The sequence below is a fragment of the Polyangiaceae bacterium genome, assembly GCA_020633205.1.
Lineage (GTDB): Bacteria > Myxococcota_A > Polyangia > Polyangiales > Polyangiaceae > JAHBVY01.
Window position 1 is genome coordinate 25,168 of the sequence record JACKEB010000018.1, and the last position, 20,751, is coordinate 45,918.

Consider the following 20,751-nt stretch of genomic DNA (forward strand, 5'->3'; position numbering starts at 1 on the left):
GGAGTGGGTTGGGCGCATGCGGGGCGCCCAACCCGCGGCGACGCAAAGCAGAAGGGTTAGGGAGACACACAATGAAGCAGGCACTGCTTGGCACCGTTGGACGCAGAGCCATTCAGCGCATAGAACCTGGGCATGCGCCTCGAGCAGCAAGACTCCTACCTGCGAACGTTCGACGCCCACGTTCAGTCGATTGGAACCTTCGGCGGGCGACCCAGCTTGATCCTCGAGGCCAGCGCGTTCTACCCGGAGAGCGGCGGCCAGCTCGGCGACACGGGGCGCATCGGGGAGGTGCGCATCGTTGATGTGCAGCAGGACGAGGCCGGCACGGTTCACCATTTGTTCGAAGGCGCAGCTCCCGAAGTTGGTGAGAATTACACTGCGGAAATTGACTGGGGCCGCCGTCGAGAGCACATGGCGCTTCACACCGGGCAGCATATGCTCAGCAAGGCGCTGCTCGATGTGGCGAAGGCGGAGACCGTCTCGTCTCGCCTGGGCGCCACGGACTGCACGATTGATGTGAGTCGTGCAGACCTCGGTCAGCGCTGGCTGGACGCGGCGGAAGCGCTGGTGAATCGAGTGATCGACGAAGCACGGCCGGTCCGCGCCTGGTTGCCCACCAACGCGGAGCTCGCGCAGCTCGAGCTGCGGCGCGCGCCCAAGGTGAGCCATGGGATCCGGGTCGTGAGCATCGAGGGCTTCGATGACACGCCCTGTGGCGGCACCCACGTGGCGAACACCGCAGAGGTGAACGTGGTTTGGATCACAGGAAGCGAGCGCTACAAGGGTGGAACTCGGATCCACTTCAGCGCTGGACCACGCGCGCGCCGTGAGCTGTTCGACCGCGCGGCGCTGCTTGGCGGGATGGCCAGCGCGCGCAGCATTGGTGTTGCGGATGTTCCTGCTGCCCTCGAGCGCAGCGAGCAGAGCTTGAAGGACGCCCGTCAGGAAGCCGGGCTCTTGCGTGGCCGCTTGGCTGATGCATTGGCTTCCAGCGTAGAGTGGCAAGGTGCGCGAGCCGTGGTTTGGCTCGAGTCGGAACTCGAACTTGGGCGGTCGCTCGCCGAGCGCTTGCTCCAGTCGCGGCCCGATGCGGAGGTGTTCCTGGCGGTGGCGATACCAGACAAGCAGTCCGTCCAGGTGATGATCGCGCGCGCTGGGCAGTCGAGCCTGGACGCTGGCGCGACGCTCAAGGCAATCGCCGTGGCGCTTGGCGGTCGCGGCGGTGGCAAACCGGAGCGCGCCGAAGGGCGCTTCGATCACGCGTTCACCTGGGACCTGGCGCGGGAGAAGTGCCCCGCGGTGTTTGGTTAGTGTCTCTGAAGTTCGCCAGACAGGCAGCGTGCTGAGCGGCGGCGGCTAGGCCTGCTCTTTTTCCCTGCGCACCCAGCGGCCATCGATCAGGCGTTCGTGGGGCAGATACTCTGCCTTGTAGCGCATCGCAGCGCAGCCTTCGACGTAGAGCCCCAGGTAGAGGTGCTCGAGACCCCAGTGGCGACACAGCGACAGCTGCGTGAGTATCGAAAACACGCCAGGGCTCAGCTTCGAATAGTCGGGGTCGAAGAACGTGTAGACCGCGCTGAGCCCGTCGGTGCCACGGTCGGTGACGGCAACACCAACGAGCAAATCCTCGTGGAAATAGCGGATCTCGAAGCTCTCGCAACAGGTGTGAACCAGGAACTCCCGGTAGTCATCCTCGGTGCTAGGCCCATGGGTCTCGAGTCCACGCTGGGATTTGTGGCGATTGTAGAGCTCCACCCGACGGGCGTCCGCCATCAGTGGGCCGAGCTCCACCTTCAGTACTTGGTCGCCGCGTTTGAGCACCCGCTGTTGGGTGCGGCTGAGTTCGTACTCGGCGACGTTGAGTCGGATAGGAATGCAGGCGCTGCAGCTTGGACAGCTCGGGCGATAGAGAAACAGTCCCTGTCTACGGTCGCCACGCTCGAGCCGTGCGTGAAACTCGCTGCGCCGCAAGCTGCGCGTTGGTAGGCGCATCGGCATGCGCGCGACCTGATCGGGCAGGTAAGGACAACGCGACGGTTGGTCGTAGACGACCACCTCGGCGGGATGCCCTGGGATGATGCGCGGGACGCTCACGGAATCCACAAAGGATACCTCAAAGAGGTTTCGCGCAAACCCTTGGGCCATAAGCGCGGATCGCGCTCAGGTTTTTTAAGGGCGCATGGGGGTGGTCGGGCCCTGTTTTGGGGGCTCTTTCGCCGGGCGCTCCTCGGAAGCGCCAAAGCCGCGCGGACCCCGAGCGCGACCGTCGCATGCGGCAGGCGCTCTCACGCGCGCAGCGTCAGGCGAGCACGATGTCGAACCGGCACAACCAGATGGGCGGACCGTCGCCCCCAGCCGTGCGGTCGAGCGGCTTGATCAGCGACGCGCGAACATAGGGATCCGTATCGTTGAACTGCTCACCCTCGAAGTAGAGCTGCGTGGTCAAGCTAATGCCGTCAGGGTGGCTGACTTTGTAGTGGATGTGACGCGGGCGCGTGTCGTAGTTCCCCGGTAGAATCGTATCGAACAAATAGCGGCCGCAGGCTTCTGTACGCATCCGTGCGCGCAGGGTGAACCCGGTGTTGTCGTACACGCCTCCCGAGTCAGCCTGCCAGACGTCGACCACGGCGCCCTCGAGTGGCGTCACGCAGTCCGCGGCGTAGACCACGCCCGCGACCTGAAGCAGATCTCCCGTTACGCCGCTGCGTAGGTTCGCGATTGCGCCGGGCGACATGGGTGCTCCCGCTTTGTAGAAGGGACCCTCGATGTTGTCTTCGGTGACGGCGCAGGCGTCGGGGCCCTGGCAGTCCTGTCCGCCGATGCCCCCGCTGCCGGCGGCGCCGATGCCGCCGGTTCCGGCGTTGGCTCCAGCGCTGCCACCAACGCTACCGCCGCTGCCAGCACTAGCGCCACCCACGCCGCCAGTGCCTCCAGCGCCGGATTTCCCCGCGGCACCGCCACCGGCGGTTTCCGTAGAGCTGCTGCAGGCGACCAGCGGCAACCCCAGCGCCAACCCCAAGACGTTCCGTCGACTAACGATTTGCTGCCCCATATCCATCAGCCTAGCGGCGACGCATGCTGAGAACCATTAGAAGGATTGAGATGGATCGTGAACCAGGCTGGAACGACTCGGGAGTGCCGCTCAAGGCGAAATCTCAAGCCTTCCGCCGACGCCGCGCAGGTGCGCGCTGGATGCGCTCCCTCACCTTGGAGACCAGAGTCTGGGTTACCGCCTGGTTTTTGTCGTCTTCACGGAAGGCCGCGTAAACCTGAGTGTTTGGGATCAGGTCAGGCGCCAGGCGCCACAGCTCATCAGCCTCCGCGTGGGGCGCGGCGACCGCGTCAGGCAGCACGGTTACGAAGCTGCCCGAGAGGCTGACCTGTAAGTTGGTCGAGAGCATCAAGATTTGGAAGCCGACTTTCCGCGGGAGATCCACCGGCCAGCTGTCCATCGGGGTTCCCTTGTCCCCGATTGCGGCCACGCTGAACGGGTGCTCGAGCAACTCTTGAGTTTCCACCCGGCGTTTCCCAAAGAGGGCGTGCCCGCGCCCGCAGTAAATCGAGTTCGTCAGTTCGCCCAGGCTCTCGCAACGAATGCCAGGCAACGTGGTGGCGTCGTAGTAGAAGGCGATTTCCAAGAGTCCGCTGACCAAGGACTGGTTCGCTTCGCTCGCCAGGCGCGTCGTCATATGTGGCACCAACCCGGGGTGCTCTGCTTGGAGCTCCAGTAGGCTGGGCAAGACGAAGCCATCCGTCAGCACGCCTAGGCTACTCACCCGGAACGGTCCACTGAAGCTCTGGTCGAAGACCTCGCGGAGGCCCTGCTCCAGGCTGTTCGCCGAGCGCCGCGTTGCCGCGAGGAGACGTTCCCCGGCGGCGTTCAGGATCAAGCGCCGCGAACTGCGGACGAACAGCTCCTGTCCCAGGGCCTCCTCGACCAGGCGGATGGTGCGCGAGATTGCGCTCGCCGATACATGAAGCTGGCGCGCTGCCGTCGGCAAGTGCTGCGTCTCCGCGACCACTTTGAACACGGGCAGCCACTGCCAGATCTCGCTGGCTTTCTTGCTCGGGTCCACCAAGCGTGGATACCACGCGCTGAGCCGCTACAGCGTCTCGGATTTGCGCTGGGAACTGATGGCGCGGTCTAGCGCGCTCGGGCTGAAGCCCTTGAACAACTGTCCGCCGAGGTCGATGACTGGAATCGAGCCGGCGCCGAGCCCAGCTTTGGCAAGCTTTGCCTGCATTTCCTTAGCCGCACCTGGATCGCGCTCGATGTCCTTGTGCACGACCTTCACGCCTCGGCTCTTCAGGTACGCCTCAGCCTGATGGCACGGCTTGCACCACTCGGCCCCGTAGATGATCGCTGACAGAGCGCCCGCTGCTTCGGCCCGCGCTGCGCTGGGCACCGGGGGGAACTCCGCGCGGGCGCTGGGAGCGAGAGCCTCCATGCGCTTGCGGCGGCGGCTCGCCCCGAGCTCATCCCATTGTGAGCGAGCCATCGTTTCTACATGGTAATTCCCGCCGGCTTCCTTCTTCGTCAGGTCAGCCACGTAAAGCAGATCACCGGAGCCATCGGTAGCCGTGGTCTGCACGACCCGCACGTGACTCCGCGCATTCTCAGGGACGTCTGCGACCTTCTGAACGACGTGGAACTCGCCCTTCTCGTCGAGCCAGGTCAAGAGCAGATTCGGCGTGTCATCTCGAAGCTCCAACGGCGGCAGTTCGTTGGCTTTGGGCTCTGTGCTGCGGTGGGGATCACTCGGATCGCGATCGCAGCCGATCAGAGTGGTGGCCGAGGCGCTCAACAGAGTGACCACCAGGATGCGCGAGAACACCCCGTTGAAGCGTCGCCAGAACGCCGCCCGCAGGGAGCGTTGGTGCGTCGCAATGGGAAACTGGGAACTCGATTTCATCGTCAGTCAGCGCGGTGGCGCTGGAAGCAACGCTCTCGCGCGGCGAGCAAGCTTCGAAAGTCTGAGGCCTACTCCGCAGGTGGCAAGGTGTCCATCTCCGCTCGCTCGCGTGCGCGCTTCACCTTACCGGGAATGGACCGGATCCACTCCAGGATGCCTATCGCGATGTACATCGAGAGCAACCACACGAGCACGAAAGGTGGCTCGAACTTCTGCCACACGACGGCGCTGGAGCCGATGATGAACAACACGAACAACACCGTGCCGGTGTTCAGCTTGAGATCCTTGAATGACCGGAACTGGACGTTGCTCACCATCAGCAGGCTGAGCACGATGGTCACTACCATGATGAGCAGGCTGTACTGCGCCTGTCCAAGTGCGCCGCTGACCGCGTGGTTCGCGACGACCAGCGTGATCAGCACGCCGCTGGCGGGTGGGATGGGGAGCCCCGTCACGTATTTGCCTGGCTTGATCGGAGTCCCCGAGGAGTCCGACGACAAGACGTTGAAACGGGCCAGACGAATTGCACCACACGCTGCGAACATGAAGGCAGCCAGTACGCCAGCCGTGGGGAAACGGTAGAGCGACCACTTGTAGACCAGCACGCTCGGGGCGACTCCAAAGCTGACGATGTCGGCTAGTGAGTCGATTTGCAGACCAAACGCACTTTGTGTCTTGGTCATGCGCGCGACGCGACCATCGAGCAGGTCAAAGAACATCGCGAAGATCAGCAGCATCGCCGCTTTGTAGAAGTCCGCGCCGCTCGGGGAGCCGGTCGATACGATCAGGATCGCGTTGAAGCCGCAGAAGATGCTGCCCAACGTGATCGCGTTGGGAAGCACGAAGAGCGTCTTCTTCAGATCGAGACGGCGCCTTCGGCGTCGCCTGACAGGTTGTTTACGGCGTAACCCCACGGCCTTTGAAGCTAGCTTTGCGCGGCGCGGCAGTCCAGTCGGCGCTTGGGCACGGAAGACGTTCTCTGGCCTGCTGGTTGGAGGCGTGATTTCGGCGCATTTTCGCCTCCGCGAGGCGCGAACGGCCTGACGCAGCAAAGACCGCACGGCCACTTCCGGCATCGGGGGTCCTTCTGGGGCCGCTTGGTCGCCCCGCACACCTGAGCTTGCGTGGTCGCCTCAGGTGGCGTCAGCGCGAACCGCAGGAAAGTGGGCCGAGGCCGATCAGCCGCTCTACGCTGGTAGGGCCATGTGGACCTTTCTCGACCTGCGCTCGCTTTCCCGATTTTCTGCGCCTCGTGGCGCATCCGCCCGGGGGCGACGCTCGCGGCGCTGGGTGTTGCGCCTGCCGGTGCTCGGCCTGGCGCTGACCGCCATGGCGTGTGGGGGCGGCTCGGACGCTCTGAAGAAGGAGGTCAGCGAGCTGCGGGAGCAAGTGACTCAGCTACAGGGGAGCCAGGACCACTTGGAAGAACGCCTGATGGCGATGGAAGCCCAGCGTCACGATCGACAGGTCGCTGCCGAGGTTGCGGCGGAGCCCGAAGCAGAGGAGCGGCCGCGCTTGAAGACCGTTCGCCTCGTTCCTGAGGCACCCGAACCGCCTGCAGATGAGAGCGGCTTTGGGGGACAGGCGGACGCCAGCACCGTAAGTCACACTGAGGGACGGAAGTGACACGCCTCGCCTCCGGCGTGCTCGGTCACGTGCGCTTCGAGATTGAGAACTCGCGATGGGAAGACGACACATGAGCCAAAGCAGCAATCGAGGCTCCCGGCGGATCGTCCACCTGGCAAGCTTGCTCTTGTTGGGCGGAGCGAGCTCGTCACTGTACGCGGTGGACGCCGCTGCCCAGGATGAGGGGGGCGCCAGCGCGGGTGGGGGGGAGACGACCACCATCACAGTCACGCCCCCGTCCTCGACTACCTCGACGGAGACCACCCTTCCTCCGCCCGGTTACCCCGCACCAGGTACCGACCTCGAAGGGCACCTGCCCTCGAGCAGCCACGCGAGCAGCGACATCTCTCGCTCCAGCGACGGCTTTGACCTGCTGCCCAGTGGGCGGGGCGGTGGAACGCTGCGCGGAAATAAAGGCGCGGAAGCGATCACGGGAAACCGCGCGATGTCCGTCCCGCAGATCCACATGGTCAAGCGGGGCGACACGCTCTGGGACTTGAGCTCTCACTACTACCGAAACCCGTACATGTGGCCCAAGCTCTGGAGCTACAACCCGCAGATCCAGAACCCGCACTGGATCTATCCGGGCGATCAGCTGCGCATGCGGCTGGATGGTGGAGGGAGCGTGCCGATCAGCGGCGATGCTTCGTTCATCGATCGCAGACCGCAGGTCCCCCACGACACGATCTTCCTGCGCGACCAGGGCTACATCGACGATCCCAAGCGCGACGTCTGGGGGCAGCTGGTAGGCGCCCGTGAAGATCAGATGCTGCTCGCCGAGGGCAATCACGTCTATATGATCATGCGTCCCGGCGTGGAGCTCCGTCTGGGGCAGCTGCTCACGCTCTTTACCGAGGTTCGGCAGCCCAAGAAGGTCCCTGGTGCGCGAAAGCCCAAGGGGTCGATCGTGGCGATCAAGGGCAGCGTGAAAATCGAACAGTGGGATCCGAAGACGCGCATTGCTCGGGGAAAGATCGTCGAGTCTTTGGACGTCATCGAGCGCGGCATGAAGCTCGGCCCCATCGGGCGTCGCTATGACGTGGTACCCCCAAAGCGCAACGACACGGACGTTTGGGCGCGCATCCTCACAGGCGTCTATCCCCACGTCTTCATGGCGCAGAACCAAGTCGTCTTCATCGACAAGGGCAAGAAGGACGGCCTGGAAGCTGGCAATCGGCTGTTCGTGGTGCGCCGGGGAGACAGCTGGCGACGCTCGCTCAAGACAGCGACCAAAATGGCCCGTGACCGCGTGCGTCAGGACGTCAACGATGACGTGGAGATCGAACGCACTCCCCTCGACGGTGACGAAAATAAGTTCCCTGAGGAAATCATCGGGGAGCTTCGCATCTTGCGCGTTCGCGACGACAGCTCAGTCGCCTTGGTGACCGTCTCGCATCGTGAGCTCGTGCCAGGCGATCGAGCAGTGGCGCGCAAGGGCTTCTAGCTCACGCTGTGCGCAGCGCGTCCGGGCGGTAGGCATAGCCGACCTTGACGCGGCTCAGCGTCTGCCAGCTGTGTTCCATCTTCAGCAGGGCGAGCTGCACTTGGTTGGTGGTGAGGCCTAGCGAGCGAGCGCGAGCAAGCGTCTGGCGGATGGGCTCCAGCGCGTCGGCGGGGTGAAACGTGACGCCGGGTAGCAGCACGCACCCCGTCTCCTGAACAACCACATGGCACTGGGCAACCGGAGAGTCGGGGAGCTGAAGCTTCACGTCACGCCCCACGTCGTCCTGAGGCGCGATCCACCAGCAAGCGCCGGTCCAAAGGTCATCGGCAACTAGCAGCCCTTCCAACTCACTGAAGGTCAGGATCCCTGCTACGGCTCCGGCAATCTCCGCTGCCTCCCCACGCTCGCCGGGATCCTCGAGGCCGCTAGCGATGTCTCGCGCCAGACCTCCTTCGAGGAGCGCGTGCTCCATTGAAGCCGCGTCCCTTGCCGCAGCGGCGGGGTGATCGCGCTCGAAGGCGCCACAGTGCGTGCTCAGTTCCCGGCGCAGGCGAGTCGTTTCGCCCTGCCAGCGTTCACTCACCGCGCGCGACACCAACTCGTCATACACAGCGCGAAGTCCGGGAGTCATGTGTGCGCTGGGGTGTGCCCGACCACGCAGGACTCTGCAAGGCCCGGTGGTGTTTCCCCTATGGGTGGCGCTGCCAAAGACTGGAGAGAAGCCTCCAGAAGCTAGAACCCTAGCTTGGATGCCGGCCGTTCGGATGTGAGTTTCGATGAACTCCTAGAGGTCGCCCCCCTGGCGCCGGAGCGTGTATTGTTGCTTGTTCGCGCCTACCGGGTGCGAAGCTAAGGGTCTGGCTTCCATGGGCTACAACCGCGTCTTTTTCCCCCAAGCTGCGCTCGATGAGTGGATCGCCGAGGATCGTGTCGAGTTCAACGGTCGCGAGTTGGTGATCAAGGCGGAGGGGCGCCGCTATGACATCACGGAGGGAGTGCGGGTCCTCGGTGAAGTGACCGGTTCGAGTGACCGCTACAACCTGGTGGGCAAAGTGAAGGAGCGCGGGGCGCTGGAGTCCGCAGGAGGCGAGCTCTTCGAGACATCGCTCATCCTGGGAGAAAACGCGTACGAGGTGGTGCCGGGTTGGTTGGGGCTACCGATCGGAAGTTTCGTAGCCCACCTGACTGGCCGCGAGCGCCGGAGAGCGCTAGCTGACGCAGAGGCGCACTCGGGTGGTATGCCTGGCGCCCAACCGGCGAGCGACGAAGACTTGCTCGCCAGCTTCTTGATGCAGAACCTCGAGTGAACTCATGAGCTGGATCGCCAGCATCTCTTTCTACGTTGGCGTCGTGCTGTACTCGGTTGCAGCCACGTTGTTCCTCGTCGATCTCGGACGTGCGGAGCCTGCGCCCAGTACCCGTGGTGCGCCGGGCGTGCTGGCCTTGGCGAGCGTTGCTCACGCTGCTCACATCGTGGGCGCGAGTCTGTTGACCAATGTTTGCCCTGTGGAATCTCTGCAGTTCGCGCTGAGCGCCTCGGCGCTGATCGCGAGCTGGGTCTACCTTGGGCTGCGAGTGCGCTATCGGATCAACGCGATCGGTGCAATCGTCGCCCCCCTGGGGCTTGCGTTCATGGTTGGCGCCCAGTTCGTCCGCGCTGGCAGCCCGACCGAGGAAGTGCCGCGGTCGCTGCTGGCTCTCCACGTCACGGCGAACCTGCTCGGCTTCGGGTTCTTCCTGATGGCCGGCGCTGCTGCTGCCTTTTACCTGCTGCAGCAACGACGTCTGAAGGACAAGCGGCGCCTCGGCAGTGTGGGACGCATGCCCGCGTTGGACACCCTCGACACGACTGAGCACCGCTTACTCGTTGCGGGTTTCTTGCTGCTGACGCTCGGCATCGTGAGTGGTGCGGCGTTCGCTACCTCGCTCTCCGCGGAAAGCTCGACCCAAGTGGTTCGAGCTGGCCTGGCTTATGTCACGTGGCTGGTGGTCGCTGGAGTGTTGGTGATGCGGGCGGTTGCGGGTTGGCGTGGGAAGCGGGCGGCGTACGGCACCCTCGTGGGTGTCAGCGGTCTGGTGCTCGTGATCTTGCTCTATGTCGTCAGTGCGGCGCGAGGTGGGCTGTGACGCGTTCGGGAGACGCCTCGTGATCGTCGTCGTTGGGATCTCCCACCGCACCGCGCCCATCGCCGTTCGCGAGAAGCTAGCGGTTGGCAAGGCGGATCTACCTGAGGTGCTCGAGTCGTTGTGCGCCTCGCCCGTGCTCGGTGAGGCGATGATCGTCTCGACTTGCAACCGCCTGGAGGTCGTGGCCGCGGTTGCACGAGGAGCGGACGCCGAGGCTGCAGCCCGCGCTATCCAAACCTCCCTCGGGACGCGGGCCAGCGGCATCGAACCTCATCTCTACTCCTTTCTGGGAGGCGAAGCCGTACGGCACCTGTTCCGTGTGGCATCGTCCTTGGATTCACTCGTGCTGGGTGAGCCGCAAATCCTCGGGCAGGTGAAGGACGCCTTCGAGGTGGCGCAGTCCGCTGGCACCGTGGGTGTGCACCTACGCCAGGTGCTCCCGCGGGCGTTGAGGGCCGCAAAACGGGTCCGTACGGAAACGAACATCGGCGCGGGTTTGGTCAGCGTTCCCAGCGTTGCCGTGGATTTGACCCAGCAGATCTTCGGGGACCTGAGCAAGCGTACGGTGACGCTGATCGGCTCCGGGGAGATGGCGGAGACGGTCGCCAAGTTGCTGCGTCAGAGCGGCTCGAGGATTCTCGTCGTTGGACGCACCCCAGAGCGCGTGCGAGAGCTGTGCGATCGCGTTGGGGGTGAGGGGAGGAGCTGGGATCAGTTGTCCGAGTCGCTGATCGCGGCGGATGTCGTGATCTCCAGCACCAGCGCACCGCACTATGTGGTGACCCGCGACTTGGTGAAGTCGCTCCGCAGGCCGCGCAAGGGCCGCAGCTTGTTCTTCATCGACCTCGCAGTACCTCGCGACATCGACCCGGAGTGTGAGTCGGTCGACAACGTCTTCGTCTACAACGTGGATGACTTCTCGCGCGTGGTTGCCGAGACGCAGAGCGCTCGTCAGAAAGAAGCCGAGCGCGCCGAGGAGATCATCAAGGACGCCGTTCGAGGCTACGACCGCTGGGCGGAGGCCGCGCAAGTCACACCGCTGATCGTGGCGATGCGCGCGGCGTTTGGCGGGGTGCTGAACCAAGAGCTAGAGCGCTCCTTCAAGGGCAAGCTGAAGCACCTCGGGGAAGACGAACGGCGCTCCGTCGAAAAGATGCTCGACGCGGCATTGAACAAGCTGCTCCACACCCCGAGCCAGCGCCTGCGAGAGGCTGCTACGGCTGGCGATGACGGCGCGCGACTGGAAGAGCTGGTGACCGGCGCCCGCGAGCTGTTCGACCTCGGGGACGCGCTGGATGTGGAAGAGCCGTTGCAGGCGTCGGACAGGCGTGCGACTGAGGGCGAATGAGCCTGACGCTGATTGTCGCCACGCGGAAGAGCCAGCTCGCGCTGGCCCAGTCCCGCGCCTGGATGCGCGCCCTGGAAGCTGCTCGCCCCGGACTCACGTGCGAAGAGCTACACGTCACCACCACGGGGGACCGCATCCAGGACCGCGCCCTGAGCCAGATCGGGGGCAAGGGGCTGTTCATCAAGGAAATCGAAGAGGCGATCCTTGCCGGTGAAGCCCAGCTCGCAGTGCACTCCATGAAAGACGTACCCGCAGAGCTCGCGCCGGGGCTCGAAATCGGCTGCGTCCCGCTGCGTGAAGATCCACGAGACGTTGCGGTCACGCAGAGCGGGAAGCCGCTGGCTGAGCTCCCGAGCGGCGCGAAGGTCGGCACCTCTTCGCTGCGTCGCTCGATTCAAATTTCCGCGTGGAGACCCGATCTGCAAATCGTCCCCCTGCGCGGCAACGTCGACACCCGGCTTCGCAAGTGCCAAGAAGGAGAGGTCGACGCGATCTTGCTTGCGCGCGCCGGGCTCGCGCGCCTCGGGCTCTTGGATCGCATCACGGAAACGCTCGCTCCCGAGCTGGTGTTGCCTGCGGTCGGGCAAGGCGCGCTGGCGATTGAGCTGGCTTCCAGAGACGAGCAGTCTCGTGAACAGATCGTGGCCTTGGATGACCCGGACACGCACGTCGCCGTCGCGGCGGAGCGCGGGTTGATGCTGGCGGTGGACGGCAACTGTCAGGTGCCGGTCGCCGCCTACGCGGAGCGCACGGCGCAAGGGATGCGCTTGCGTGGCATGCTCGCGAACGCCGACGGAACGAACTTGCGCAAGCGGGAAGTCGCCGTGGCTTGGCCGAGCGACAACCAGGAGGCCCACCGTATCGGACTCGAGTTGGGTCGGGAGCTAGCGAGCATTCAGAGCTGAAGGCTCCGGCTCTGCCGCTTGGTCTTTATGCTTGGTTCCCTGGGGCAACGATTTCGGCGTGGAGTCTCCGCCTGTCTGGAGCACCAAGCTCCCGCAAAGCGCCGCGTCGCTTGGCTCGCGGCACCTTGGGAGCGTCTCGCGGAGCCGTCTCGGCGCCTCAAGCTCCCCAGAGGTTACGACGTGGTTGGCGTGGCCGGCGCGACCCTCGGCGGGTCGGGCGCGACCCCGGTGGCTATCGAGCTCTGTCGCGAGCTGGCTTCGCGCGGGGCTCGCGTGGGCTACGTCGCCCACGCATATGGGTCGCGTGTTGCGGGCGCCGCCCGACGTGTCTGGCCTTCAGCTGAAGCTGCTGACGAGGCTCGCCTTGCTGCTCGCCAGCTCGGTTGCGTAGGCGTTCCTGTCTTCATGGCCGACAAGCGTCAGGCTGCAATAGACGCCGCAGCGCGGGAGTTGCCGCTCGGCGCCGTGCTGGTCTTGGACGGTGCGTTGCAAGCGACGCCACAGCGCTTCGCTGAGTCCGTCTTGGTGGTCGATGGGGAGGTGCCGTGGGGAAGCGGTTTCTGTCCGCCTGTCGGCGACTTGCGCGCTCAGCGGGTGCGCCTGCACACGGCGGATACCTGGCTTGCGATGGATCGCGGTGGCCCGATCCATCCTGAGTTGGTGGGGCGCGCGCAGCGGGCACGGCGTCGGCTCACGGGGGTTCGCAATGCACAGACGGCGGAGCGCCGCAGCCTCAGCTGGCTCGCGGGACGAGACTTTCAGTTGGCTCTCGCTGTGGCGCGTCCCGAGCGAGTGCACGAACAGCTGCTACGCCACGCTGTAAGAGCCCGACGGCTCAGCACCGCGGCGGATCACGCTGGGCTCGCGGCTCTACTCACCCCAAAAAAATCCAGCAACGTTGAGTGCTGGGTGTGCACCGAGAAGTGCTGGGAAGCGACCGTTGGCCGCGATCCGGCAGTCGCGCGGCGGGTCGCTGGCCGTGTCTGGCTCCTCGAGGAACGCGTGGAATTGCCTGCGCAGTGGCTAGAAGCGCTGAGTGCGCGCTTCGTTGAGCCGTCTCGGCAGGTTCGCGCATCTGATCGTTTTGATGACTCCCAACGAACCGGGCAAGGCTGTTAGAGTCCGCGCCATGTCGGCCTCGAAGTTCCTCCGTCTCACTCAATCTCGAATGATCAGCGCGGTGCTGGGTTTCAGCCTGCTCGCGCCGGTGGCCTTCTCCCAGGCTGCATGCGGCCCCAAGGCGGACGACGGCGTGTTGCGCGCCAACGTCAAGGCCGGTGACATGCCCGAAGGCGCTGACTGGACGGGCGTCTACTTCTCGCAGCTATACGGCTACCTGCACCTGGTGAAGGAAGGGAAGACGATCAGCGGCAAGTGGCGTACCGCAAACGGCGACGCTTGGGGTGAGCTACACGGCGAAGTGATCGGTGATCTGATGCACTTCGAGTGGACCGAGCACAAGATCGGCATGGTCGGTCCGTCGGCGACCAGCACCGGCAAAGGCTACTTCAAGTACGAGCGCCCCAAGAGCAACGACTCCGACAAGATCGTCGGCGAGTGGGGACTCGGTCCGAACGAAGCAGGCAACCCTTGGGACGCGGTGAAGCAGCAGAACATGCAGCCCGATCCCGACTCCGTCATGCCCGACGAGCTCGAGCGCCGTGGTTCCGGCGGTGGCTGGGATGAGGCGCCCACACCTCCCGCCGGCGGTGGTGACGAGGGCGGTGGTGAGGAAGGTGGCGGCGGCGACGAAGGCGGCGACACGGAAGGCCCGCCCGGTATCTGAAGCGCGCTTCGAAGCCGCAGCGCGAGCGTCGCTGAAAACGCCAAGGAGCAACCGCCCTTGGCGTTTCTGCTTTTGTGTCTCATGGGACGCGGGCGCGAGTCAGCGTCTCGGATTCTTCGCGGCCGCCCTCCACGAGAGGCGCGGAGGCTGCTATGCACGACCCCGAGCGCTCGCCCAACCGCGCTCGAGGAGAACCCGTGCCGGGACAAGCAGCTTCAGGAATCCAGTTCGTCGAACCCCCGATTTTCGAGCTAGGTGCGCCAGGTCGCCACGGCGCATCCATCGCTGAGCTCGACGTACCAGCGGTTGATCCGAAGGTGGCGCTGGGTGCCCTCGCGCGTCAGGAGGCTGCGGCCCTACCCGAGGTGAGCGAGCCCGAAGCATTCCGTCACTTCGTGCGCTTGAGCCAGTGGAACTACTCCATCGACACGCAGTTCTACCCGCTCGGCTCGTGCACGATGAAGTTCAACCCCAAGGTGAACGAGTGGGCCGCGCGCTTGAACGGCTTTGCCGGGCTACACCCTCAGACGCCCGAGCGCCTCGCTCAGGGCGCGCTGGAGATCATGGTGCGCCTGCAAGATATCCTTGCGGAAATCGCTGGCATGGACGGCGTGAGCCTGCAGCCCGCTGCTGGCGCTCAGGGCGAGCTCACCGGCCTGATGATGATCCGCGCGTACCACACGGCCCAGGGGCGCTCGCCGCGCAAGGTCTTCATCCCTGACAGCGCCCACGGCACGAACCCCGCGAGCTGCGCGCTCAATGGCTTCGAGACCCAGGCGTTCCCGGCTGGTTCTGCGGGCATCGTAGACCCCGAGGTGCTGATGCGCGCCTTGGAAGACGCGGGCGATGACGTCGCCGGCCTGATGATCACGAACCCGAATACCCTCGGCCTCTACGAGACCGCGATGCCGAAGCTCGCGGAGCTCGTGCACGCGAAGGGCGGCTTGGTTTACGGCGACGGCGCCAACATGAACGCGGTGCTTGGCCGCGCCCGCCCCGGCGACGCGGGCGTCGACGTGATGCAGTACAACCTGCACAAGACCTTCACCACGCCTCACGGCGGTGGCGGCCCGGGCTCAGGCCCTGTGGCGTTCAAGAAGATCCTGGAGCCTTTCCAGCCGAAGCCGGTCGTGTTCCGTGCGGAAGATGGATTCCGCCTGGACTATGACCGCAAGCAGAGCGTCGGGAAGGTTCGCTCCTTCCTCGGCAACTTTGGCATGGTGGTGCGCGCCTACACGTACATCCGGGAGCTCGGCCCGGAGGGGCTGCGCGCTGTGAGCGATCGCGCAGTGCTGAACGCCAACTACCTCGCCAAGCGCCTGAGTGAGATCCTACCGCTGGCATACGAGACCCAGCCGCTCCACGAGGCGGTGTTCACGGACCGTCAGCTCGAGCAGAACACGGGGGTAAAGACCCTGGATATCGGCAAGCGCCTGCTCGACTACGGCTTCCACGCGCCGACCGTTTACTTCCCCTTGGTGGTCCGCGGCGCGCTGATGGTGGAGCCGACGGAGACGGAGACGAAGCAGACCCTGGACTCCTTCGTCGAGGCGATGGCTGCGATCAAGCGCGAGGCCGAGCAGACGCCGGACGTGGTGAAGACCGCGCCCCACCTGAGCCGCATGCGCCGCCTGGACGAGGCTGGTGCCGCGCGGAAGCCGCGCTTGCGCTGGACGAAGCAAGAGGGCTAGGTGGTGGAGGTCGACTTCATCGTCTCAAGTTGGCTGCAAGCTGCGCTCAATCTCAGCGACTACGTGCTGGGCCGCGCCATGCTGCTCCACCAGCTGCCTCAGCCCCTTGGTCTGGCTCTGCAGGGCGTCCTCAGCGCGCTCTAGGTCGCGCTTCTTGCGCGCGACCTCTGATTTCTTGCGCTCGGCCGCCTCGAGCATGGCCTGATACTCTGCCTGAGTGGCTTCGAGTTCGGATTGCGTTTCCGTGCGGCGATTCTCCGCGCTCTCGACCTGCTGCTTTGCGGCTTGCACTCGCTCTGTGAGCCTGTCCAAGAGCGCCTGGGCCTCTTCGAGCTTCTGCTTCAAGGCGGCGACGGCTGCCGCGCGTTTCTCTTCTTCACTGACTTCCGGTGGTTGCTTGGCGCTCTTGGTCTCTTTCTTTTTGGGGGGAGGCGCGCTGGTCGTCGCTGCGCCTGACAGCGCGAAGCCGGCAACTCCGAACGCATCGAAGCCCGCCGCACCGAGGGGCTGGGTCATGCGTCCCGGGCGATCAGGCGCCGCCGGATCTGCGGGCTGCGTCGCGATCGTCTCGAGGCACGTGAAGAGCTCACGCTCCGCGGCGGCGCCGAGCTTTTCGCCGTGAGCGTCGCAAGCTTCGCGGGCGAGCTCCACGCAGCGCTTGACCGCTTGCTTGCGTCCGTCGCTCGCGGCGAGCAGCGCTGCTCCGTCGCCTTCGGCCTGGGCCACGGCGACGCTCTGACCGGCGCTCCTCAGTTGCGCGAGCGCCTCGCCTTGGCTGAGTGCGATCCAGTTCACGAGCCAGGCGGTGAGCTTCGGTTTTGCGAGGGCCTTCACCTGTTTGGCTTCAGCGGCTTGCCCCGCTGCCTTCAGGCGCTTCTCCAGCTGGTTGCGCGCCGAGATGAACTGACCCGGGGGCAACAGGTAGATTTGGTCCAGCTCGCTCTCGGGATCCAACGCCACGAAGGGATCCTGCGCCGAGCGGGGTGTTCACGACAAGCGCTGCTCCGCGATCTTTGCAGGAAGGCTGCCTCTCAGTGGGTTCTCGCCGGGCAAGCGTCGCGGCGCGCGGCCCTGCGCGCTATGAAGTCCGCCATGGCGCGCTTCCTCCGGGTTATGCATCAAGGTTCACCGCGGTTCGTCGAGCTCATCGACGGAGCGCTGCACTTACTGGACGCCGCTCCGTGGAGCGGCGGCAAGGCGCTCGGTGAGACGCTACCGGTCTCCAGCGCGCCGCTCGCGCCGGTGGAGCCGAGCAAGATCATCTGCGTGGCGAAGAACTACCGTGAGCACGCCAAGGAGATGCAAGGCGAAGTCCCTGAAGAGCCACTGCTGTTCTTCAAGCCGCCGTCTTCGGTGCTAGATCCCGGCGGAAGAGTCGTCTTGCCCCCGGGCGTCGAGCGTACGGACTTCGAAGCGGAGCTCGGTGTCGTGATCGGCAAGCGCGCGACACGGGTCACTGAGGCCGAAGCGATGGCTCATGTGTTTGGCTATACGGTGGTGTGCGACGTCACCGCGCGGGACTACCAGAAGAAGGATCGGCTGTGGACCCGCGCGAAAGGCTTCGACACCTTCTGTCCAAGTGGCCCCGAGTTGGTGACAGACCTCGAGCCCGATGCCTTGCGGATACACCTGGCTCAAAACGGCGAGACGCGCCAAGACGGTAACATTCGAGACATGGTGTTCAGTATCGCCCAGGTGATCGCCTTTGCGTCCAGCTTCATGACCCTGGAGCCCGGTGACTTGATCGCAACAGGTACGCCCCACGGTGTGGGACCGCTGGCGAGTGGCGACGCCATCCGCATCGAGATTGACGGGCTCGAAGTGCTCGAGTTCGGCGTGGCTTAGCGTTCGGGTTCCGTACCGTCCAATTGGCGGATCAACGCGAGTAGGTCCTGCTCGTCTGCCGGCTGGCGGCCAAGGCGCAGGTCGGCCCGAAAGCCGCCGCGCGCATGTAGCGACTGGTTCCGTCCGGAAAATCAAAGCGGGTGAGGCCGATGCCTTTGGAGTTGGCGCGGGGCAGCTGCCAGAACCTGACCTCCTTGCCGTTCGTCAGCTGGATCACGCCAACCAGCGTGCGGTTGGCGAGGTGAATCGAGCGGATGAAAGGTTCGGGTCCCGGCTTGACCGGTAGTCCATCCGGGTCGTCGAAGATCCTCGCGCTGCTGTCGACCCGCTCACGGTCGGCGTCGTCGCAACCGACCATGAGCAGGGCTACGAGGCAGGCGGTGAGCAGGCAGCGCATGCGCTCAGTGTAACCCGCGCTCGCGCGTGTGCTTCCGACTTCTCATCCGGGGCCCTCGGTCGAAAGGCTTAGGTCGATGGTCGAATTAATACCATGTGGAAAATTACGCTAGCGGCAAGAGGCGACCCTTTCACCGCGCGCGCTCCCTGGGCTAGAAGGGGTCGCCATCGAGATCGCGGATCATCTCGACCAGTTCCTTCGCGTCCGCCGGTTGGCGCGCGAGCATCACCTCGCAGCAGAACGCTCCGTGAACGAAGTGCACGCTGTCGTCTGGTAGCTCGAAGCGCGTCAAGCCGTTGTCCTCAGTCAGGTGGTGGGAGAGGAACCAGAACTTGGCTTGGCTGCCGTCGCCCAAGCGAATCAGCCCCGTCAGGACGCCGTCGGGCAAGCTGGCGTGACGAATGAACGGGTCGTAACCTGGCGTCAGGGCCATGCGAGCTGGGTCGTTGTGCCCCAGCGCTGCGCTCCAGCTTGCGCTCCGTTCCGTTGCAGCCAAGCAGCACGGCTGCGGCGATGCAGAACATCAGGACCCGGTACACAGCCTGCCTTACGCTCGGCGCCCGAGCGCTGTTCCCAAGCGCTGGGGTTTGGCGCGTGGACTTTTGCCGAGCGGAAACAGAAGTCAGGGGGCCCTTGACGCGGCCCTCTGGCGAAGCGCGCTGCATGCCTTCAGGCCCATGACCCGGGTCCGCTCACGCCTGGGGACGTGAGCGGCCTTTCCCTTGTGTCATCGGGGGAGGCAGGTTTGTTTGCGGAGAGGGAGGGATTCGAACCCTCGGTACGGTTGCCCGTACACATGATTTCCAATCATGCACCTTCGGCCACTCGGTCACCTCTCCAGGCTCTCATTCGCGGAGCCGAACCCTCTCGGGTTGGCGCTGCTGTGGCATCGGCCAGAGCCGATTAGTACAGATGCCGCGAATGAGCCAGCGAATGCTGAGCCGGCGGAGAGAGTGGGATTCGAACCCACGGTACCGTCACCGGTACACCTGATTTCGAATCAGGCACCTTCGACCACTCGGTCATCTCTCCGCGGCGGAATGTGGCAAACGGATCTGGGCCTGTCAACGCGATGCGTGTGCGTAACGCGCAGCGCCGCGGAAGCTGGCTGGCAAGCCTGCCCACCCATCTGAGCCGGGGCCTGCGTGTAGCCCGCGAAAGCTGGAGTTCATGCGGGAAACCGGGGTAAGGAGGTCTTCCCGGCATGCGGGCGCGCGGTTCATACAAGAAGAGCGAGGTCAGCCGGCAGCAGGTGCTGGAGGCGGCTGTGCGCGCGCTCGCCGAGCGCGGCTTCGCCCGCACGTCCGTCAGCGACATCGCTGCCGCGGCGGGCATGAGCAAGGGCGCCGTCCACTACCACTTCGAGAGCAAGGACGAGCTGATCGAACAGGTGCTTGCCCACTGCGCCGACGTGATGCGCGAGCGTGTGCGCGAGGCCTGGGAGCAGCCGGGCGACCCCCATCAGCGGATCTTGCGCGCGCTCAACGAGATGCGCGCCACTCGCAAGGACGCCGGCCCGGAACTCCGGGTGCTTGCCGATCTGATGGCCCAGGGGCTCCACGACGCGAAGCTCCAGGGCACCCTGCGCAGCATGTTCGAAGCCAACCGCCAGCAAGTGGCCGAAGGCATCGTCGAGTCGCTGCCCCAGCTCGGGATCCGCACCAAGATCCCACCGCGGGTCATCCCAAGGCTGTTGCTCGGCACCCTCGACGGCCTGGCCTTGCATGACTTCTTTGATCCTGCTCCAGCCGAAGACGACGCCGAGGTCCAACGCGCCCTCGAGATGATCGTCGTCAGCCTCTTCGAGCTCGACCCGCGCTGACATCCGCGGCCGTCACGACTCCGCCCCTACTTTTTTTGGGGGAGAGGGAGCACGTCACGGCGCCGAAACAACCGTTTCAGTGTTTGGTGTCGCAGTTAATGGCGTTGTCGCAATGATTTTACGCAGCGCATTAACTTAATAATTCCTGACAGTTGACTCTGGGTGGCCCTCGTAGTCCGCCGATCCCTGAGTTGACACGTCGCGTAAGTTGGTTAGAAACAGACCAACTGGCCAGTATTGGTGCGCGGCCCAAACCGCGTACCCAGCGCGCGACGCTGGCTCAGAGAAAGGAGCACTCCCGTGTTCGATAAACTATTCGCGTTGGTTGGCCCCACTTGGTCTGCGCTCGCGCTGCTCGCGCTGGTCCTGGCCTACTTCGCCGTGGCCGCTTCCGAGACCGTTCGAGTCGCTCACGCAGGAGACCAAACGCCACCTGCCTGGTGGCTGAAGGTCAAAGCCTGGATTGGGCGGGTTCGACATCGCTCGAACAAGAAGCCACCCATGGGCCCAACGTTACCGTCGAGTCCGTACAACTGACAAACCGCCCCAAACGGGCGAGCATGTTCCGATGCTCAAGTGCACGGACGTTGATTGGACGCGCCTAGAGGACGCGTATGGGCCTGCGACCGATGTCCCCCAGCTGTATGCAGCGCTGCGCGGTGAAGATGAGGCGCGCTCAGACGAGGCGTTCGATACCCTCGTCGGGTCGTTGCGCCACCAGGGAGATCTCGGACGCCGCCATCGCGCTCGCGCTAGTCATTCTCTCGGAATTATCTGGCGAAAACGTCGCGCGTCCCGCGCCTCTCCTGCGTCTTCTTAATATCCTTGTGGAAATAGAAGGCTTCCC

The 20,751-nt window shown here is 64.8% G+C and carries 22 protein-coding genes and 2 tRNA genes; 13 read left to right on the forward strand and 11 right to left on the reverse strand.

Annotated elements, in window-relative coordinates; translation table 11 throughout:
- Positions 1-132 precede the first annotated feature (132 nt).
- On the forward strand, positions 133-1,311 hold the full coding sequence (locus tag H6718_28285) for an alanyl-tRNA editing protein (GenBank protein MCB9589347.1): 1,179 nt from the start codon (positions 133-135) through the stop codon (positions 1,309-1,311).
- Positions 1,312-1,356: 45 nt separating this feature from the next.
- Here H6718_28285 and H6718_28290 read toward each other — a convergent pair whose 3' ends face one another.
- The 5 genes from H6718_28290 to pssA form a co-directional block, all read right to left on the reverse strand.
- A complete protein-coding gene (locus H6718_28290; protein MCB9589348.1) occupies positions 1,357-2,145 on the reverse strand; it encodes an arginyltransferase in 789 nt (262 codons plus the stop codon).
- Positions 2,146-2,299: 154 nt separating this feature from the next.
- Positions 2,300-3,052, reverse strand: a complete 753-nt coding sequence (locus H6718_28295; protein MCB9589349.1) for a hypothetical protein — start codon at positions 3,050-3,052, stop codon at positions 2,300-2,302.
- A gap of 103 nt (positions 3,053-3,155) precedes the next feature.
- A complete protein-coding gene (locus H6718_28300) occupies positions 3,156-4,076 on the reverse strand; it encodes a LysR family transcriptional regulator (protein ID MCB9589350.1) in 921 nt (306 codons plus the stop codon).
- Positions 4,077-4,103: 27 nt separating this feature from the next.
- Positions 4,104-4,913 (reverse strand): NrdH-redoxin, encoded by an 810-nt coding sequence (locus H6718_28305; protein MCB9589351.1) that lies wholly within the window; start codon positions 4,911-4,913, stop codon positions 4,104-4,106.
- A 68-nt stretch (positions 4,914-4,981) separates the two neighbouring features.
- On the reverse strand, positions 4,982-5,989 hold the full coding sequence (gene pssA / locus H6718_28310) for a CDP-diacylglycerol--serine O-phosphatidyltransferase (protein ID MCB9589352.1): 1,008 nt from the start codon (positions 5,987-5,989) through the stop codon (positions 4,982-4,984).
- Between the two features lie 127 nt (positions 5,990-6,116).
- Here pssA and H6718_28315 point away from each other — a divergent pair, with 127 nt between their 5' ends.
- On the forward strand, positions 6,117-6,539 hold the full coding sequence (locus H6718_28315) for a hypothetical protein (protein ID MCB9589353.1): 423 nt from the start codon (positions 6,117-6,119) through the stop codon (positions 6,537-6,539).
- 70 nt (positions 6,540-6,609) lie between these two features.
- A complete protein-coding gene (locus H6718_28320; protein MCB9589354.1) occupies positions 6,610-7,983 on the forward strand; it encodes a LysM peptidoglycan-binding domain-containing protein in 1,374 nt (457 codons plus the stop codon).
- 1 nt (position 7,984) lies between these two features.
- Here H6718_28320 and H6718_28325 read toward each other — a convergent pair whose 3' ends face one another.
- Positions 7,985-8,614 (reverse strand): hypothetical protein, encoded by a 630-nt coding sequence (locus H6718_28325; protein MCB9589355.1) that lies wholly within the window; start codon positions 8,612-8,614, stop codon positions 7,985-7,987.
- Between the two features lie 235 nt (positions 8,615-8,849).
- On the opposite strand from H6718_28325, the gene H6718_28330 reads away from it, so the two are divergent.
- From H6718_28330 to gcvPB, 7 genes are all read left to right on the forward strand, one after another.
- Entirely contained in the window at positions 8,850-9,290 is a 441-nt protein-coding gene (locus H6718_28330; protein ID MCB9589356.1) for a hypothetical protein, read from the forward strand.
- 4 nt (positions 9,291-9,294) lie between these two features.
- A complete protein-coding gene (gene ccsA / locus H6718_28335; protein ID MCB9589357.1) occupies positions 9,295-10,110 on the forward strand; it encodes a cytochrome c biogenesis protein CcsA in 816 nt (271 codons plus the stop codon).
- Between the two features lie 19 nt (positions 10,111-10,129).
- The gene (locus H6718_28340; protein ID MCB9589358.1) at positions 10,130-11,458 is read left to right on the forward strand and encodes a glutamyl-tRNA reductase; all 1,329 of its coding nucleotides are present in this window, start codon (positions 10,130-10,132) and stop codon (positions 11,456-11,458) included.
- A complete protein-coding gene (gene hemC / locus H6718_28345) occupies positions 11,455-12,363 on the forward strand; it encodes a hydroxymethylbilane synthase (GenBank protein ID MCB9589359.1) in 909 nt (302 codons plus the stop codon). The genes H6718_28340 and hemC overlap by 4 nt, the downstream gene beginning before the upstream one ends.
- A 27-nt stretch (positions 12,364-12,390) precedes the next feature.
- Entirely contained in the window at positions 12,391-13,482 is a 1,092-nt protein-coding gene (locus tag H6718_28350; protein ID MCB9589360.1) for a tetraacyldisaccharide 4'-kinase, read from the forward strand.
- 10 nt (positions 13,483-13,492) lie between these two features.
- A complete protein-coding gene (locus H6718_28355) occupies positions 13,493-14,149 on the forward strand; it encodes a hypothetical protein (protein MCB9589361.1) in 657 nt (218 codons plus the stop codon).
- A gap of 152 nt (positions 14,150-14,301) precedes the next feature.
- Positions 14,302-15,840, forward strand: a complete 1,539-nt coding sequence (gene gcvPB, locus H6718_28360) for an aminomethyl-transferring glycine dehydrogenase subunit GcvPB (protein MCB9589362.1) — start codon at positions 14,302-14,304, stop codon at positions 15,838-15,840.
- Between the two features lie 24 nt (positions 15,841-15,864).
- Here the strand turns inward: gcvPB and H6718_28365 are convergent, their stop codons facing one another.
- Positions 15,865-16,800, reverse strand: coding sequence for a hypothetical protein (locus H6718_28365; protein MCB9589363.1), 936 nt, complete (start codon positions 16,798-16,800; stop codon positions 15,865-15,867).
- Between the two features lie 132 nt (positions 16,801-16,932).
- Between H6718_28365 and H6718_28370 the strand changes: the two genes are divergently transcribed.
- Positions 16,933-17,685: a fumarylacetoacetate hydrolase family protein gene (locus H6718_28370; protein ID MCB9589364.1), complete on the forward strand. Its 753-nt coding sequence runs from the start codon at positions 16,933-16,935 to the stop codon at positions 17,683-17,685.
- Positions 17,686-17,716: 31 nt separating this feature from the next.
- On the opposite strand, the gene H6718_28375 is transcribed toward H6718_28370, so the two are convergent.
- The 4 genes from H6718_28375 to H6718_28390 form a co-directional block, all read right to left on the reverse strand.
- Positions 17,717-18,082, reverse strand: a complete 366-nt coding sequence (locus tag H6718_28375; GenBank protein MCB9589365.1) for a hypothetical protein — start codon at positions 18,080-18,082, stop codon at positions 17,717-17,719.
- A 151-nt stretch (positions 18,083-18,233) separates the two neighbouring features.
- Positions 18,234-18,515 carry a hypothetical protein gene (locus tag H6718_28380; protein MCB9589366.1) on the reverse strand — a complete coding sequence of 94 codons (282 nt, stop codon included), beginning with the start codon at positions 18,513-18,515 and terminating at the stop codon, positions 18,234-18,236.
- A 319-nt stretch (positions 18,516-18,834) separates the two neighbouring features.
- Positions 18,835-18,921: transfer RNA gene (locus H6718_28385), tRNA-Ser, on the reverse strand.
- Between the two features lie 106 nt (positions 18,922-19,027).
- Positions 19,028-19,114: transfer RNA gene (locus tag H6718_28390), tRNA-Ser, on the reverse strand.
- Between the two features lie 172 nt (positions 19,115-19,286).
- On the opposite strand from H6718_28390, the gene H6718_28395 reads away from it, so the two are divergent.
- Together H6718_28395 and H6718_28400 are read left to right on the forward strand one after the other, a co-directional pair.
- Complete coding sequence (locus H6718_28395) at positions 19,287-19,904, forward strand: TetR/AcrR family transcriptional regulator (GenBank protein ID MCB9589367.1); 618 nt, start codon at positions 19,287-19,289, stop codon at positions 19,902-19,904.
- 300 nt (positions 19,905-20,204) lie between these two features.
- Positions 20,205-20,441: a hypothetical protein gene (locus H6718_28400; GenBank protein MCB9589368.1), complete on the forward strand. Its 237-nt coding sequence runs from the start codon at positions 20,205-20,207 to the stop codon at positions 20,439-20,441.
- The last annotated feature ends 310 nt before the right edge of the window (positions 20,442-20,751 follow it).